Source organism: Arthrobacter nitrophenolicus (assembly GCF_045833485.1).
Lineage (GTDB): Bacteria > Actinomycetota > Actinomycetes > Actinomycetales > Micrococcaceae > Arthrobacter > Arthrobacter nitrophenolicus.
This window is the reverse complement of record NZ_CP174504.1, coordinates 988,959-1,005,703: the sequence shown is the minus strand read 5'-3', so window position 1 is coordinate 1,005,703 and position 16,745 is coordinate 988,959. Positions and strand designations below refer to the sequence as shown.

The following is a 16,745-nucleotide window of genomic DNA, read 5'->3' as shown; positions in this document are numbered from 1 at the left end:
GCAGGGAACCGTCGAAACGGCTGGTCGGGTCAGCCGTTGACGAGGCGCCGGGCGGCAGCCGAGTGCTCCGCGATGAGCCCGGCGATGTCCAGTCCCGGAATCTGCCCGTCCACCACGCGCCACTGCCCGCCCACCATCACGCGGTCGGCCCGGTCCGCGGCGCACAGGAGCAGCGCGGCCACGGGATCGTGGCTGCCGGAGAACCGCAGGTCATCCAGGGTGAACAGGGCCAGGTCCGCCTCCATCCCCGGAGCCAGCTGGCCCAGCCCCGTCCGGCCCAGGACTGCGGCTGAACCGCGCGTCGCCCAGCTTAGGGCCCGCTCCACCGGGACGTCCGCGCCGTACAGGAGCCGCTGGAGGTACAGCGCCTGCCGGGCTTCCAGGATCATGTTCGAGGCATCGTTCGACGCCGAGCCGTCCACACCCAGCCCCACCGGGACACCCGCGTCCTCGAGTTCCAGGACGCGGGCCGTGCCCGAGGCCAGGCGCATGTTGGAGGTGGGGCAGTGCGCGACGGCGGTCCCGGCCGCCCCGAGCCTGCTGATCTCGGCGTCGCTGAAGTGGATGCCGTGGCCCAGCCAGGTGCGGTCCGTCAGCCAGCCGACGCTGTCCAGGTAGTCGACGGTCCGCAGCCCGAACATCTCCCGGCAGAAGTCCTCCTCGTCGAGGGTTTCGGCCAGGTGGGTGTGCAGCCGGACGTCCAGGCGCTCCGCGAGCGCCGCACTTTCGGCCATGATTTCCTTGGTCACCGAGAAGGGCGAGCAAGGGGCCAGTCCGATCTGGATCACCGCGTCCTCCCCCCGCTCGTGGTACCGGCCCACCAGGCGCTCGCTGTCCTCCAGCACCACCTCCGGGGCCTGCACCGTTGACTGCGGCGGCAGGCCGCCGTCGTCCGTCCCCAGGGTCATGGAGCCGCGCGTGAGCGTTGCCCGCATCCCCAGCCGGCGGACTGCCGCCACCTCGATATCGATGGCATCCTCCAGCCCCGCAGGGAAGAGGTAATGGTGGTCGGCGGCGGTGGTGCAGCCGGAGAGCAGCAGCTCCGCGAGGGCCACCGTGGCGGCGAGCTCAAGGTCCCTGGGAGTGAGCCGTGCCCAGACGGGGTACAGGTTCTGCAGCCAGGGGAAGAGCGGGGCGTTGGCCACCGGGCCCCAGGCGCGCGTGAGGGTTTGGTAGAAGTGGTGGTGCGTGTTGATGAGGCCGGGCAGCAGGACGTGCCGGCCGGCGTCGAAGACCTCCTGGACCGGCCCGCACGGCTGCTGGCCCGCGGCCAGCACTTCCTGGATCACGCCGCCGCTGACCACCAGTCCGCCCGAGGCGTCGAGGCTGTTCGCGGTAAAGGCTGCCAGGGGATTCCGGATCCAGAGCCGGGAACTGTGGGCAGGGGGGTGGTTCATGGGCTGTCCTTGTCTGAGCGCAGTTGCAGTAAATCCAGCTCAGTGAAGCCCTGTCTGCTGATCCAGGGGCCGCGCCGGGCTGCTCGAGGCGGACGGTGCGGGTGGGATCAGAGTAGGGTGCCGCCCGAAGCCCGTCAACGCCGCCGGATTGTGACTGCGCCAGGTTCCGCCGCAGTGAACCGCAGGAAACATAGATTTCACATTGCGGAATAAAGTTTTCAGAAAACTATGGCGCGGACCACAAACCGGTGCTAATCTCGATTCTGCCAAAGGCGGGCACCCGGTCTCCGGGAAGCTATCTACCAGGCGCAACTTAACCTTCACAGCACATGCTGAAGCCTGGTAACCGTCGCACCTGGTTCTACTGGTACTGCAAGCGGCACCGGGCTTCCCGGCAAAAGGAAGTCGCATCATGAGTACCACCGTCACGGCCGAGCAGTTCCTGGCCAGATCCATCCGGCTGGCAACGGCCAACGTCCTCAACAGCGGCGGGCCCTTCGGCGCCATGATCGTCACCGCGGACGGCAAAACGTTCGACGGCGTCAACCGCGTCACCGCGGACAACGATCCCACGGCCCACGCCGAAGTCACCGCAATCCGCACGGCCTGCCGCGAGCTCGGCACCTTCGACCTCAGCGGCGCCGTCCTCTACACCAGCTGCGAGCCATGCCCCATGTGCCTGGCATCGGCGCTCTGGGCCCGCGTGGAGCGGGTGGTGTACGCCGCAGACCGGCACGACGCCGCATCCGTCGGCTTCGACGACGCCGTCTTCTACGAATACTTCAACAACCAGGACAGGGATTCCCTGATGCCGGTTTCCAAGCTCGAACTGGGCGACCCCCAGGCACCGGCCCCGCTGGAACCGTTCAATACCTGGAACACGCTCGACTCCAGGATCGACTACTAGGCCCGGCGGCTCACCATGACCATCCTGGATTCCTCCCACGAGGAGCATTCGGCTCCAACACCCCACACCTCCCGGCCGGCACCGCGTTCCCCCAAGCCGCCGGCCTCCACCTCCCTCCTTGACCGCTTCTTCCACATCACGCAGCGCGGCTCAACGCTGGCGCGTGAATTCCGCGGCGGCCTGGTCACGTTCTTCACCATGGCGTACATCGTCATCCTGAACCCCCTCATCCTGGGCGGCTTCAGCGCGGACAACGCCCCAACCGACGTGGCCGGGGGCTGGCTCTCCGCAGCGCAGGTCGGGGCGGTCACCGGCCTCACCGCCGGCGTCATGACCATCCTGTTCGGCCTGGTGGCGAACCTTCCGTTCGGCCTCGCCGCAGGACTCGGCATCAACTCGTTCCTGGCCGTCTCCGTGATCCAGGAAGTCACCTGGGCCGAGGCAATGGGCCTGGTCGTGATCAACGGCATCCTGATCGTGCTCTTCGGCGTCACCGGCGCCCGTACCGCCATCTTCCGGGCCGTCCCCAAGGAACTGAAGGCCGCCATCACCGTGGGCATCGGCCTGTTCATCGCCTTCATCGGCTTCGTGGACTCCGGCTTTGTCCGGCCCACCGCCGGCGGGCCGCCCGTGCAGCTGGGCGACGGCGGCTCCATCACCTCCGTGCCCACGCTCGTGTTCGTCGTCGGCCTGCTCAGCATGGGCATCCTGGTGGCGCGCAAGGTCCAGGGCGGGCTCCTCATCGGCATCGTGGGCACCACCGTGCTCGCCGCCGTCGTCGAAGCCGTCTTCAAGATCGGCCCGGCCAGCGCCACCAACCCCGGCGGCTGGCACCTGAACACCCCGGTCCTCTCCGGGCAGCTGGTATCCGCCCCGGACCTGGGCCTGGTGGGCCAGTTCGACCTCTTCGGCTCGTTCGCCCGGATCGGCGGACTCGCGGCCACCATGCTGGTGTTCACCCTGGTCTTCACCAACTTCTTCGACGCCATGGGCACCATGACCGGCCTGGCCAAGAGCGCCGGGGTGGCCCACAAGGACGGGACGTTCCCGCGGCTCAAGTCGGCCTTCATCGTCGAAGGCTTCGGCGCGGTGGCCGGCGGTGCAACCTCCGGCTCGTCCAACACCGTCTACATCGACTCCGCGGCCGGCATCGGCGAAGGCGCCCGCACCGGCCTGGCATCGGTGGTCACGGGCGTGCTGTTCCTCGGCTCGATGTTCCTCACCCCGCTCACCAGCGTGGTTCCGCTTGAGGTGGCCGCCGCTGCCCTGGTGGTGGTGGGCGCCATGATGATGGCCCAGATCCGCGAGATCAAGTTCAGCAAGTTCAGCGTGGCGCTGCCGGCGTTCCTCACCATCGTGACCATGCCGCTGAGCTACTCCATCGCCAACGGCATCGGCGTCGGCTTCGTCAGCTGGGCCATCATCGGCGCGGCATCCGGCAAGGCCAAGAAGATCCACCCGCTGATGTGGGCGGTCAGCGCCGGGTTCCTGGTGTACTTCGCCCGCGGACCCATCAACGTCCTGCTCGGCGGCTGACCTGCCGCTTTCCCGGCCGTTCGGGACATCCGCACCCGCTACCCGGGTGCGGATGTCCCGGTCCTCAGCTTTTCCGAACCACTGCTTTCAGAACCACCTGACAGGAACGACAATGGACACCACCGCCGCGCGGAAGAAGGAGTGCCGCCATGCTTGACCTGATCCCTTCCCTAAGCGCTTGGCTGCCCAGGCTCGCGCACCAGCCGTTCGCAGTGGCAACCATCGTCTCCGCCACCGGGTCGGTTCCGCGGCCCGTGGGCACCTCCATGATCGTCACGGAGTCCGGGAGCGTGCTGGGCAGCCTGTCCGGCGGCTGCGTGGAGGGCGCCGTGGTGGCGCTCGCCCAGGACGCAATGGACGACGGCGGGACCCGCCGCCAGGCGTTCGGCTTCAGTGCCGCCGACGCCTTCGCCGCCGGACTCACCTGCGGCGGGCGGCTGGACATCCACGTCGAACCGGTGCCCGCGGACGACGACGCGCCGCTGCGGACCGCCCTGCACCTGCTCGCAGGTTTCGGCGCGGACGAACCCGTGGCCCTGGTGCGCCGGCTGGGCAGCCGGGGAGGCGCCGCCGTCGTGGTGCCCGATCCGGCAGCGATTCACGGTTCCGCCCTGGATCCGGCGGGCGTGGACAGCGGGTCCCGCCTCCGCGTCGAGGCCCTCGTCCGCAGCGGCGGGACCGGCGTCGTCACGGTGGACCCGCCCGGCGGTTGCCCGCCGGACTGGAACCCGGACCACGCCCCGGACGGCGACGCAGCCGCCATCCTGGTGGAAGCCCGCCTCGCCCCGCCGCGGATGCTGGTGTTCGGCGCCAACGACTTCGGCGCCGCCCTGGTCCCGGCTGCCAGGCTTCTCGGCTACCACGTGACCCTCGTGGATGCCCGCCCCGCCTTCACCTCCCAGCCGCGGTTCGCGGCGGCCGATGAAGTGGTGACGGACTGGCCGCACCGCTACCTGGCCGAGGAATCGTCGGCCGGACGGCTGGACAACCGCACCGTGGTTGCCGTGCTTTCCCACGACCCCAAATTCGACCTTCCGCTGCTGGAAACGGCGCTGGCCCTGGACCTCGCCTACGTGGGTGCGATGGGTTCCCGCCGCAGCCACCTGCAGCGGGTGGACCACCTGCTTGCCGCCGGCGTCCGGCCCGAACGGATCGCCGAACTTCACTCGCCCATCGGGCTTGACCTCGGCGCGGTCACCCCGGCGGAAGTGGCGGTGTCCATCACCGCCGAGCTTCTCGCATCCCGCAACCGCGCCGCCCGCTGCATCCCGCTGCGGGACAGCTCCGGTCCCATCCACCGGCTGCCCGCACCCGGGCAGCCCCGCACCGCCACCCCACAGGAGATCGCATGGACATGAACACCATTGAGGCGGTGGTTCCCACCACCGACCCCGCAGAATGGCGCGACGGCGACGCCTGGCTGGCCGGCGGAACCGTCCTGTTCTCCTACGGCAGCCTCGCCTTCGGCCCCCGGCCACTGCGCCGCCTCCTCGACCTCGGCACCGCCGGCTGGACGCCCGTCACTGTGTCCGGTGACGGCATCGACCTCGCCGCGACATGCACCGTTGCCGAGCTGTACCGGCTTCCGGAGTCAACAGAAGCCGCGGGCCGCCCCTGGCCCGGGCTGGACCTGGTCCGGCCGTGCTGCGATTCGTTCGTGGCCTCCTTCAAGGTCTGGAACACGTCCACGGTGGGCGGCAACCTCTGCACCTCGTTGCCGGCCGGGCCCATGATCTCGCTCTGCGCAGGACTGGACGGGGTGGCCACCATCCTGGGACCCGGCGGCGCCAGCCGCACCGTTCCCGTGGCGGACTTCGTCACCGGCGACATGAAGAACTGCCTGGCACCCGGCGAACTGCTGCGCAGCATCCACCTCCCGGCGTCGGCCCTTGCGTCCCGGGTGGCGTTCCGCCGCCTCTCGCTGAGCAACCTCGGCAGGTCCGGGGTGCTCCTCATTGGCCGGCTCGACGGCGGGACCTCGCTGGTCCTCACCGTCACGGCCGCCACCAAGCGGCCCGTGCAGCTGCGCTTCGACGGGCTCCCGGAACAGGACCAGCTGGCCGCGGCACTCGATGACGGGATACCGCAGGAGCTCTACCACGACGACATCCACGGATTGCCGGCCTGGCGCCGGGACATGACCTACCGGCTCGCCGAGGAAATCCGTGCCGAACTCGCCGCCCCGGAAGGGGCAGCCGGGCTGCAGGCCTCCGGAGACTTCTGGCCGCCCCGGGCACTTCCACCGCTGGCCGGCCGCGACGCACTTTCGAAAGGGGCCTGAACATGGCCATCGAGATCAACGGAACATCGGCGGACGCCGCACCCCGCCCGGGGCAGTGCCTCCGGACCTTCCTGCGCGAGCAGGGCGCCCTCGGCGTGAAGAAGGGCTGCGACGGCGGCGACTGCGGTGCATGCACCGTCCACGTGGACGGCACCCCGGTGCACAGCTGCATCTATCCCGCCGTGCGGGCAGAAGGACACGCCGTCACCACCATCGAGGGCCTGGCCGCCACGTCCGGCGGCGAACTCCACCCCGTCCAGCAGCAATTCCTTGAACGGCAGGGCTTCCAGTGCGGCTTCTGCACCGCCGGCATGGTGATGACCGCCGCCACGTTCGACGACGAACAACGGGACAACCTGCCCCGGAACCTCAAGGGCAACCTCTGCCGGTGCACCGGATACCGGGCCATTGGAGATGCAGTCTGCGGCCACGCCGGCCACCCCGATCCGCACGGACCGGGCTCCGGCATCGCCGGGGAAGGCCAGCCCGATCCCGAACCCGGACGGCTGGGCGACGACGTCCCGGCCCCCGCCAGCCGGGCCGTAGTCACCGGCGCCGCCCGCTACACCCTGGACATCCCGGCGGACCAGCAGCGGGCCCTGCTGCACATGAAGATCGTCCGCTCGCCGCACGCGCATGCGCGGGTCATCTCCATCAAGAAGGACGCGGCCCTGCAGCTACCGGGTGTCGTGGCAGTCTTAACCTCCGAGGATGCCCCGGCCCAGGCGTTCTCCACCGCGCAGCACGAGCTGTTCACCGACGACCCGGAGGATACCCGCGTGCTGGATGATGTGGTGCGGTTCATCGGGCAGCGGGTGGCCGCCGTCGTCGCCGAATCCGTTGCCGCCGCCGAAGCGGGCGTCCGCGCCCTGCGGGTGGAATACCGGGAACTGCCGGCGGTCTTTTCGCCGCAGGACGCCCTGGAACCCGGCGCGCCGCTGGTGCACGGCGACAAGGACGGCACCGCTGCCCGGATCTCCCGGCCGGACCGCAACGTGGTGGCTGAACTCCACTCCGAACTGGGCAGCGTGGCCGATGGTTTCGCTGCCGCCGACTTCGTCCACGAGCAGACCTACCGCACCCAGCGCGTCCAGCACGTCGCACTGGAAACGCATGCCGCCATCGCCTCGGTGGACGAAGACGGCCGGCTCCAGGTGCGCACGTCCAGCCAGGTCCCCTTCCTGGTCCGCCGCACGCTGTGCCGGGTGTTCGGGCTGGAGGAGGACAAGGTCCACGTGGTGGCCGGCCGCGTTGGCGGCGGGTTCGGCGGCAAGCAGGAGGTGCTGGTGGAAGACCTCGTGGCGCTGGCAGCCCTGAAGCTGCAGCGGCCGGTCCAGCTGGAACTGACCCGCACCGAGCAGTTCACCGCCACCACCACCCGCCACCCCTTCACCATCAAGCTCAAGGCCGGCGCCACCTCGGCGGGCGACCTGACCGCCCTGGAACTGGACGTCCTCACCAACACCGGCGCCTACGGCAACCACGGCCCCGGTGTCATGTTCCACGGGTGCGGCGAGTCCCTGGCCGTGTATAAGTGCGCCAACAAAAAAGTGGACGCGCACGCCATGTACACCAACACCGTGCCGGCCGGCGCGTTCCGCGGATATGGGCTGAGCCAGATGATCTTCGCCATCGAATCCGCCATGGATGAGCTGGCTGCGGGCATCGGGATGGACCCGCTGGAGTTCCGCCGCCGGAACATGGTCCGCGAGGGCGACCACATGCTGTCCACCCAGCCGGAACCGGAGGAGGACGTCCACTACGGCAGCTACGGCCTGGACCAGTGCCTCGACCTGGTCCGCGACGCCCTGGAACGCGGCCGGGAACGCTACCGGGCCGCCGGCCTGGACGAGCTGGGCCCGGATTGGCTGACCGGGGAAGGTGCGGCGCTGTCCATGATCGACACCGTCCCGCCGCGCGGCCACTTTGCCCACTCCAAGCTGCGGCTCCTGCCGGACGGAACGTACCAGGCCGACGTCGGGACCGCCGAATTCGGCAACGGCACCACCACCGTCCACGCCCAGCTCGCCGCCACCGCGCTGTCCACCGTCGCCTCCAGGGTGGCGGTACGGCAGTCGGACACGGACCTGATCGAGCACGATACCGGCGCGTTCGGTTCGGCCGGCACCGTGGTGGCAGGGAAAGCCACTCTTGCAGCGGCCGAGGAACTGGCCGTCCGCATCCGGGCCTTCGCAGCCGGCATCCGGCAGACCCAGGCCGCCGCGTGCGTCCTGGACGGGGACGCGGTGGTGATCGACGGGACGCCCCTGGCGCTGGCGGAACTGGCGCAGGCGGCCGCGGAAGCCGGCGTCGAACTTGCCGCCGAGGGCCGCTGGGGCGGGACCCCGCGTTCCGTGGCCTTCAACGTCCACGGCTTCCGGGTGGCCGTGAACCGCGGGACCGGCGAGCTGAAGATCCTGCAGAGCGTGCAGGCTGCTGACGCCGGCGTGGTGGTCAACCCGCGCCAGTGCCGGGGCCAGATCGAGGGCGGTGTTGCCCAGGCCATCGGTGCCGCGCTGTACGAGGAAGTGGTGGTGGACGACGCCGGCAAGGTCACCACGGACATCCTGCGGCAGTACCATATCCCCACCTTCGCGGACGTGCCGCGCAGCGAGGTGTACTTCGCCGAAACCAACGATTCCCTGGGCCCGCTCGGCGCGAAATCCATGAGCGAAAGCCCCTTCAACCCGGTGGCACCCGCCCTGGCCAACGCCATCCGCAACGCCACCGGCGTGCGGTTCGCGTCCCTGCCCATCGCCCGGGACCGGATCTACCTGGGGCTGAAGGAGGCGGGGCTGGTCCCCGCGGAGCGGGTGCTGTCCTGAGGCGTCGCGGGGTCACAAAATGCCTGCCCGGGCGACGTCTTTGGGCCGGATGTGGCCCCGCGTTGCATATAGTCGAGGGATGGAACAGCGGATTTTAGGCAAGACCGGGCGGAATGTGTCCGTCGTGGGGCTGGGCACGTGGCAGCTTGGGGCTGACTGGGGCAACGTGGACCCGGCCCAGGCGCAGGCCATCCTGGCGGCTTCCGTGGAGGCGGGCGTCACCATCTTCGACACCGCGGACGTCTACGGGGACGGGCGCAGCGAGCAGGCCATCGGCAAGTTCCTGGCGGACAACCCCGGGCTGGACATCACCGTGGCCACCAAGATGGGCCGCCGGGTGGACCAGCGGCCGGAAAACTATACCCTCGCCAACTTCCGCCAGTGGGTGGACCGCTCCCGGACCAACCTCGTCACCGACACCCTGGACCTGGTCCAGCTGCACTGCCCGCCTACTCCCGTCTACAGCAACGCCGAAGTCTACGACGCACTGGACACCCTGAAGGCCGAGGGCGCCATCAGCGACTACGGCGTCAGCGTGGAACGGACGGACGAAGCCCTCGAAGCGATCCGGCACGACGGCACGGCCTCGGTCCAGATCATCCTGAACGCCTTCCGGCTCAAGCCGCTGGACGAAGTACTTCCTGCCGCGAAGGCCGCGAACGTTGGCATCATCGCCCGGGTGCCGCTGGCCTCCGGCCTGCTGTCCGGCAAGTACTCCAAGGAAACCTCGTTCGCCGCGGACGACCACCGGAACTACAACCGCAACGGCGAGTCCTTCGACGTCGGGGAAACCTTCTCCGGCGTGGACTACGAGCTGGGGCTGAAGGCCGTGGCGGAATTCGAGCAGCTGGTCCCCGCGGGCGCCACCACCGCGCAGGCGGCGATCGCCTGGATCGCCGCGCAGGACGGCGTCACCACGGTAATTCCCGGTGCCCGGAACGTGGAGCAGGCGGCGGCGAACGCCGCCGCCGCGTCAGTGGCCATCAGTGAGGAGTTCGACGGCGGCGTCCACTGGATCTACGACCACTACTTCCGCGAGGCCATCCACCCGCGCTGGTAGCCGGTCACCGATGGGTTCCGCTGCAGACCTCGACGCCTTCATCGGCCGGCTGGCTGCGGCGGAACCCGGACCCGCCTGCACCAACTTCTTCGACCACTCCATGCCGGAGAACGCCGTCCGCCGGGCGAACCTGCGGCTGTACCTCTCGGAGATGCTTGACCGGTCGCCGGAGGTGCTGCTGGTAGGCGAGGCGCCCGGCTTCCGGGGCATGCGCATCACCGGGGTCCCGTTCACCAACCGGACCATGTTTGAGGGGCCTCCCAACAGCTTCGGCCTGTTCGGCGCGGGCAGGGGATACGTCCTGCCGCCCGATGCCGCGGGTGTCCCGGCCGAGCCGACGGCAACCGTGATGTGGCAGGTCCTGGCCGAACTCGAGTTCCTTCCCCTGCTGTGGAGCGCCTTCCCCTGGCATCCGCACCTGCCCGGGCAGCCTGGGACCAACCGGACGCCACGACCGGCTGAAACAGCCTTGGGGACGACGTTCTGGCAGGCGCTGGTTGAGCTGTTCGCCATCCGCAGGCTCGTGGCGGTGGGCAATGTGGCGCACCGCAGCCTGCTGCAGGCCGGCCTTGACGTGCCCAAGGTCCGGCATCCGTCCCACGGCGGCCGGACCGGCTTCCGGCAGGGCCTGCAGGAACTGCTAGCGAAGTAGGCCCAGCTGGTCCTGGGTGTCCACGTCCTCGCCGGTGGACTGGTCGCTGCAGTCCACCTCGTCCACCAGTTCAGGATGCGACCCCAGGAAGGCGCGCGCACCGGCGTCGCCGGTCACCGTGGCGCTGACCGCCTTCCGCAGCGAGGCGTCGATGAGCAGGGGATGGCCGCGGCGCAGCGCGGGCGGCAGGACGGCGTCGGGCGCCTGCCTGGGGCGGTAGGCGGCCGCGGTGATCCGGCCGGGCCGGTGGGAGGCGAGAAGCCTGCCCACCGTTGCCGGGGTCAGGCCGGGCTGGTCCACGAGGGCGATGAGCAGGTGGTCCCCGGGGTCCGCTTCCATGTCACCGAGCAGGAACGAGCTGCCCATGCCCGTGCGCCAGTCCTGGTTGACGATGACCCGGTAGCGGTCCAGCTTGGCCGCGGCCGCGACGTCCGGTGCGCCCGCTCCGAGGACCACCACCACCTCGCGGCAGCCGCCGTCGAGGAGGTTTCCGGCGATCGCCTCCAGCAGCGGCCGGCCGCGATAGGGGAGCAATGCCTTGGGGCCCAGGCCGAGCCGGGTCCCCGCCCCGGCGGCCAGGACGATGCCCGTCGCCTGCCGTTCCAGATCGCTGTCTGCCCCCGTATTCTCCATAGGTGAACCCTAACCAAACAAAGGCAGCCGGGTAGTCTCCCCCCGGAAACTGACCCGGCCGCCGGTCTGTGCGGAAATCAGGCCTCGCCGCCGGCCCCGCCGGTGGTTCCGGCGTTCACGTCCAGCAGCTTGTAGCGGTCCATCGCGTACGACGGCGCCGCCTCCTCCACTTCGCCCCTTGCCGCCAGCATCTGCAGGGCTTTGACCACGATGGAGTGGGTGTCGTTCTTGAAGAAGCGGCGGGCTGCGGCGCGGGTGTCCGAGAAGCCGAAGCCGTCGGCGCCGAGGGTGGCGTATTCATTCGGGATGAACTGCCGGATCTGGTCCGGCACGGCTTTCATGTAGTCCGAGACGGCGACCACCGGACCCTGTGCATCCGCCAGTTGCTGCGCCACAAAGGGGATCCTGGCCGGTTCGCCCGGGTTGAGGAAGGCTTCCTCTTCGGCGGCGAGGCCGTCGCGGCGGAGTTCGTTCCAGGAGGTGACGGACCAGACGTCGGCGGAGACTGACCAGTCCTCGGCGAGGATCCGCTGGGCTTCGAGGGCCCAGGGGACGGAGACGCCGGAGGCCAGGAGTTGGGTTTTTGGTCCCTTTACGTCGGAGGAGGACAGGCGGTAGATGCCCTTGATGACGCCCTCGACGTCGAGTTCCTCGGGTTCGGCGGGCTGGACGATGGGCTCGTTGTACACGGTGAGGTAGTACATGAGGTTCTTGTCCGTGCTGTCCGGGCCGTACATCCGCTCGAGGCCGTCACGGATGATGTGGCCCATTTCGTAGCCGTAGGCGGGGTCGTAGGTGACCACTGCCGGGTTGGTGGAGGCGAGCAGGGGGGAGTGGCCGTCGGCGTGCTGGAGGCCTTCGCCGGTGAGGGTGGTCCGGCCTGCGGTGGCGCCGATGATGAAGCCGCGGGTCATTTGGTCCGCGGCTGCCCAGAAGGCGTCGCCGGTGCGCTGGAAGCCGAACATGGAGTAGAACACGTAGACCGGGACCAGGGGTACGCCGTGGGTGGCGTAGGCGGTGCCGGCGGCAGTGAAGGCTGCCACGGCGCCGGCTTCGTTGATGCCGGGGTGGATCAGCTGGCCGGCGGGGGATTCCTTGTAGGCCAGGACCAGGTCACGGTCCACGGACAGGTAGTTCTGGCCGCCCGGGTTGTAGATCTTCGCGGTCGGGAAGAAGGCATCCATGCCGAACGTGCGGGATTCGTCGGGAACGATGGGCACCAGCCGGTGGCCGAACTTCTTGTCGCGGAGCAGGTCCTTCAGGAGCCTGACGAACGCCATGGTGGTGGCTGCCTGCTGCTTGCCCGAGCCGCGCCTGGCCACCTCATAGGACTTGGGATCCGGCAGGTCAACAGCCTGGTGGTGCGAACGCCGTTCCGGAGTGAAGCCGCCCAGTTCCCGGCGGCGGTCCAGCAGGTAGGCGATCTCGGGTGCGTCCGCCCCTGGGTGGAAGTAGGGAGGCCGGTACGGGTCTTCTTCGAGGCGGGCATCGGAGATGGGAATGCGCAGGTAATCCCGGAATTCCTTCAAATCCTGGAGCGTGAGTTTTTTCATCTGGTGGGTGGCGTTGCGGCCTTCGAAGTGGGGTCCGAGTCCGTAGCCCTTGACGGTTTTGGCGAGGATGACGGTGGGTTTGCCCTTGAAATCGGTGGCTGCCTTGTACGCGGCGTAGACCTTGCGGTAGTCGTGGCCGCCGCGTTTGAGGTTCCAGATCTGGTCGTCGGTGAGGTCCGCGACGAGGTCCTTGGTGCGGGGGTCCTTGCCGAAGAAGTGTTCGCGGACGAACCCGCCGGACTCGGCCTTGTAGGTCTGGTAGTCCCCGTCGGGGGTTTCGTTCATGATCTTCACGAGCGACCCGTCGGTGTCGCGGGTGAGCAGGTCGTCCCATTCCCGGCCCCAGACGACCTTGATCACGTTCCAGCCCGCGCCGCGGAAGAACGCTTCGAGTTCCTGCATGATCTTGCCGTTGCCGCGCACCGGCCCGTCCAGGCGCTGGAGGTTGCAGTTGATCACGAAGTTCAGGTTGTCCAGGTTCTCGTTCGCGGCGAGCTGGAGCAGGCCGCGGGACTCGGGCTCGTCCATTTCGCCGTCGCCCAGGAACGCCCAGACCTGCTGGTCGGAGGTGTCTTTCAGGCCCCGGTTGTGCAGGTACCGGTTGGACTGGGCCTGGTAGATCGCGTTCATCGGCCCGATGCCCATGGACACGGTGGGGAATTCCCAGAACTGGGGCATCAACCGCGGGTGCGGGTAGGAGGACAGGGCGTGGCCCTCGCGGGACTTTTCCTGCCGGAACCCGTCCAGGTCCTCCTCGGAGAGCCGGCCTTCCATGAACGCGCGGGCGTACATGCCCGGGGACGCGTGGCCCTGGAAGAAGACCTGGTCCCCGCCGCCGGGGTGGTCCTTGCCGCGGAAGAAGTGGTTGAACCCGACCTCGTACAGGGTGGCCGCGCCGGCGTAGGTGGAAATGTGCCCGCCCACGGCGATGTCCGGCCGCTGCGCCCGGTGCACCATGACCGCTGCGTTCCAGCGCATGTACGCCCGGTACCGGCGCTCGTATTCCTCGTTGCCCGGGAACGGTGCTTCCTGGTCCACCGGGATGGTGTTCACGTAATCGGTGGTGGTCACCATCGGCACCCCGACGCTCTGCGCGCCCGCGCGCTGCAGCAGGCTCCGCATGATGTATTGGGCACGCTCGGTACCCTGTTCCCTGATCAGCGCGTCCAGGGACTCAACCCACTCGGCAGTCTCTTCCGGATCACGATCAGGTAGCTGGTTAGTCAACCCGCTGAGGATATGGGAGGTATCTTCTCCTGCAGCCACGGGAGCCTCATTTCATCGTCGAATGGCTCATGTTTTCGTATTGTGAGAAAACATTCTTGCAGTATGAGATTAGCGGTGCGGTGAAGGAGATATCAACATCGCTCCGTGCGCAGGGCGGGGACAAGGTCCCTGCGGACCGATTGTGACTGGCGGCCCCGCCTGCACACCTTGACCGAAGGTGATCCAAGTCATACCCTTGATTTCACCATTCAATATCTTGATTCCGCAGAGTGGAATAACAGAAACGGCTTCCAAAGCCGGCCTCACCACCGCGGATCCTCCCAGAATTGAGATTCTTATGCAGACCCCTCCACCGGCGGGCGTTGACGCGGCTTCGGACCTGACAGCGCCGTCAGTTGCCTCCGCCCACCCCTCCGTCAGCGTTGAAGCCCTCTGCGAATCGGCCAGTGCAGCGTCCGGGCAGGCCATCAGCCCAACGCTCTACAACATCGATCTCGCCCCCACCAAGCGCGCCGGCCGCAGCTGGTCCGGCTACAGCATCTTTACGCTCTGGGCCAACGACGTGCACAGCCTCGGCAACTACGCCTTTGCCATTGGCCTGTTCGCGCTGGGCCTCGGCGGCTGGCAGATCCTGCTGGCACTGGGCATCGGGGCGGCCCTGTTGTTCGGCCTCCTTAACCTCTCCGGCTTCATGGGGGTCAAGACAGGCGTTCCGTTCCCCGTCATGAGCCGCATCAGCTTCGGGATCAGGGGCGCGCAGATCGCCGCCCTCCTGCGCGGCGCGGTCGCCGTGGCCTGGTTCGGCATCCAGACCTACCTGGCCTCCGTGGTCTTCCGCGTCATGCTCGTGGCCATGTTCCCCGCTCTGGCGGAACTGGATAAGGATTCGGTCCTGGGCCTTTCAACGCTGGGCTGGATGGCGTTCCTGGTTCTGTGGGTGGTCCAGCTGGTGATCGTCAGCTTCGGGATGGAGATGATCCGCAAGTACGAGGCCTTCGCCGGTCCCGTCATCCTGGCCACCATGGCGGCCATCGCCGTCTGGATCTTTGTTGAGGCGGGCGGCGCCATCGCCTGGTCCTCGAACAACGCCCTCGAGGGGCCCGAGATGTGGCTCACCATCTTCGCGGGCGGCTCGCTCTGGGTATCCATCTACGGCACGTTCGTCCTGAACTTCTGCGACTTCACCCGCTCGGCCGTCTCCAAGAAGGCCGTGGTGCGGGGCAACTTCTGGGGCATTCCCATCAACATGCTGGTGTTCGGCGCCATCGTCGTCGTCATGGCCGGCGGGCAGTTCAAGATCAACGGCACCATCATCGAGAGCCCGTCCGACATTGTCCAGACCATCCCCAATACCCTGTTCCTGGTGCTGGCCTGCCTGGCACTGCTGATCCTCACCATCGCGGTGAACCTGATGGCCAATTTCGTGGCGCCCGTCTACGCCCTGACCAACCTGTTTCCCAAGCACCTGAACTTCCGCAAAGCAGCTATCGTCAGCGCCGTGATCGGCCTGGTCATCCTGCCGTGGAACCTCTACAACAACCCGCTGGTCATCGTGTACTTCCTGGGTGGCCTCGGCGCCCTGCTCGGCCCGCTGTTCGGCGTCGTGATGGCGGACTACTGGCTGATCCGCCGCGGCAAAGTCAACGTTCCCGAGCTGTACACGGCCTCGCCGGAGGGGGCCTACTTCTACCGGAACGGCGTCAACCCCCGCGCGATCACCGCCATGGTGCCCGCGGCCGCCGTCGCCCTCCTCATCGCCTTCGTGCCGGCGCTGGCCTCAGCTGCACCCTTCGCCTGGTTCTTCGCCGCAGGGATTGCGGCAGCGGTGTACTTCTTCATCGCCGACCGCTCCCAGCCGCTCGAAGACCGCGACGGCGAGGCCATCGCCGTCGCCAGCACCCACTAAGGAATCCCATGCGCATCCTCGTAGCCAACGTGAACACCACCGCCTCGATGACCGAGTCCATCGCCGCTTCGGCCCGCAGCGTTGCGGCCCCCGGCACCGAGATCGTGGGAATCACTCCGCGGTTCGGCGCCGATTCCTGTGAAGGCAACTTCGAAAGCTACCTTGCAGCGATCGCCGTCATGGACGCCATCACCTCCTACCCGGAACCGTACGACGCCGTCATCCAGGCAGGCTACGGGGAGCACGGGCGGGAAGGACTGCAGGAACTGCTGGACGTCCCGGTGGTGGACATCACCGAAGCCGCCGCCAGCACCGCCATGTTCCTAGGGCACAAGTACTCCGTGGTCACCACGCTGGACCGCACCGTTCCCCTGATCGAGGACCGGCTCAAGCTCGCCGGCCTGGACTCCCGCTGCGCGTCAGTGCGGGCCAGCGGCATGGCCGTCCTGGAACTCGAGGAGGAACCGGAACGGGCGGTGGAAGCCATCATCAACGAGGCACTCCTGGCAGTCACGCAGGATAAGGCGGAGGTGATCGTGCTCGGCTGCGGCGGCATGGCCGGGCTGGACGAGCAGATCCGGCAGCGCGCCGGCGTGCCCGTGGTGGACGGTGTTGCCTCCGCAGTCACCATCGCCGAATCCCTGGTCCGGATGGGACTTTCCACCTCCAAAGTCCGGACCTACGCTGCGCCGCGGCCCAAGACCGTCATAGGCTGGCCGCTGAACAGCAGCGCCGTCCCGGCGTCCCTCTAGCAACATCCCAGGAGAA

Annotated in this window: 12 protein-coding genes; 9 read left to right on the top strand and 3 right to left on the bottom strand. The window is 68.4% G+C overall.

The window, feature by feature from the left end; translation table 11 throughout:
* Window positions 1-29: 29 nt before the first annotated feature.
* The gene (locus ACJJV6_RS04700) at window positions 30-1,397 is read right to left on the bottom strand and encodes an 8-oxoguanine deaminase (RefSeq protein ID WP_407710060.1); all 1,368 of its coding nucleotides are present in this window, start codon (window positions 1,395-1,397) and stop codon (window positions 30-32) included.
* A gap of 412 nt (window positions 1,398-1,809) precedes the next feature.
* Here ACJJV6_RS04700 and ACJJV6_RS04695 point away from each other — a divergent pair, with 412 nt between their 5' ends.
* The 7 genes from ACJJV6_RS04695 (at window position 1,810) to ACJJV6_RS04665 (ending at window position 10,658) form a co-directional block, all read left to right on the top strand.
* Complete coding sequence (locus ACJJV6_RS04695) at window positions 1,810-2,304, top strand: nucleoside deaminase (protein WP_009358494.1); 495 nt, start codon at window positions 1,810-1,812, stop codon at window positions 2,302-2,304.
* A gap of 15 nt (window positions 2,305-2,319) precedes the next feature.
* Window positions 2,320-3,840: an NCS2 family permease gene (locus ACJJV6_RS04690; protein WP_407710059.1), complete on the top strand. Its 1,521-nt coding sequence runs from the start codon at window positions 2,320-2,322 to the stop codon at window positions 3,838-3,840.
* Between the two features lie 149 nt (window positions 3,841-3,989).
* On the top strand, window positions 3,990-5,198 hold the full coding sequence (locus tag ACJJV6_RS04685; RefSeq protein ID WP_407710058.1) for an XdhC family protein: 1,209 nt from the start codon (window positions 3,990-3,992) through the stop codon (window positions 5,196-5,198).
* The gene (locus tag ACJJV6_RS04680) at window positions 5,189-6,121 is read left to right on the top strand and encodes an FAD binding domain-containing protein (RefSeq protein WP_407710057.1); all 933 of its coding nucleotides are present in this window, start codon (window positions 5,189-5,191) and stop codon (window positions 6,119-6,121) included. Before ACJJV6_RS04685 ends, ACJJV6_RS04680 begins: the two co-directional genes overlap by 10 nt.
* Before the next feature lie 2 nt (window positions 6,122-6,123).
* Entirely contained in the window at window positions 6,124-8,946 is a 2,823-nt protein-coding gene (locus tag ACJJV6_RS04675) for a molybdopterin-dependent oxidoreductase (protein ID WP_407710056.1), read from the top strand.
* Window positions 8,947-9,025: 79 nt separating this feature from the next.
* Window positions 9,026-10,006, top strand: a complete 981-nt coding sequence (locus tag ACJJV6_RS04670; RefSeq protein ID WP_407710055.1) for an aldo/keto reductase — start codon at window positions 9,026-9,028, stop codon at window positions 10,004-10,006.
* A gap of 10 nt (window positions 10,007-10,016) precedes the next feature.
* Complete coding sequence (locus ACJJV6_RS04665; RefSeq protein WP_407710054.1) at window positions 10,017-10,658, top strand: uracil-DNA glycosylase; 642 nt, start codon at window positions 10,017-10,019, stop codon at window positions 10,656-10,658.
* Here the strand turns inward: ACJJV6_RS04665 and nboR are convergent.
* Together nboR and aceE are read right to left on the bottom strand one after the other, a co-directional pair.
* The gene (nboR, locus tag ACJJV6_RS04660) at window positions 10,647-11,291 is read right to left on the bottom strand and encodes a nicotine blue oxidoreductase (RefSeq protein WP_407710053.1); all 645 of its coding nucleotides are present in this window, start codon (window positions 11,289-11,291) and stop codon (window positions 10,647-10,649) included. The two genes, ACJJV6_RS04665 and nboR, sit on opposite strands and share 12 nt — an antisense overlap.
* Window positions 11,292-11,368: 77 nt before the next feature.
* A complete protein-coding gene (gene aceE / locus ACJJV6_RS04655; RefSeq protein ID WP_407710052.1) occupies window positions 11,369-14,110 on the bottom strand; it encodes a pyruvate dehydrogenase (acetyl-transferring), homodimeric type in 2,742 nt (913 codons plus the stop codon).
* Between the two features lie 298 nt (window positions 14,111-14,408).
* Between aceE and ACJJV6_RS04650 the strand changes: the two genes are divergently transcribed.
* Together ACJJV6_RS04650 and ACJJV6_RS04645 are read left to right on the top strand one after the other, a co-directional pair.
* Complete coding sequence (locus ACJJV6_RS04650) at window positions 14,409-15,977, top strand: NCS1 family nucleobase:cation symporter-1 (protein WP_407710051.1); 1,569 nt, start codon at window positions 14,409-14,411, stop codon at window positions 15,975-15,977.
* Window positions 15,978-15,985: 8 nt separating this feature from the next.
* Window positions 15,986-16,729, top strand: a complete 744-nt coding sequence (locus ACJJV6_RS04645; RefSeq protein WP_407710050.1) for an aspartate/glutamate racemase family protein — start codon at window positions 15,986-15,988, stop codon at window positions 16,727-16,729.
* The last annotated feature ends 16 nt before the right edge of the window (window positions 16,730-16,745 follow it).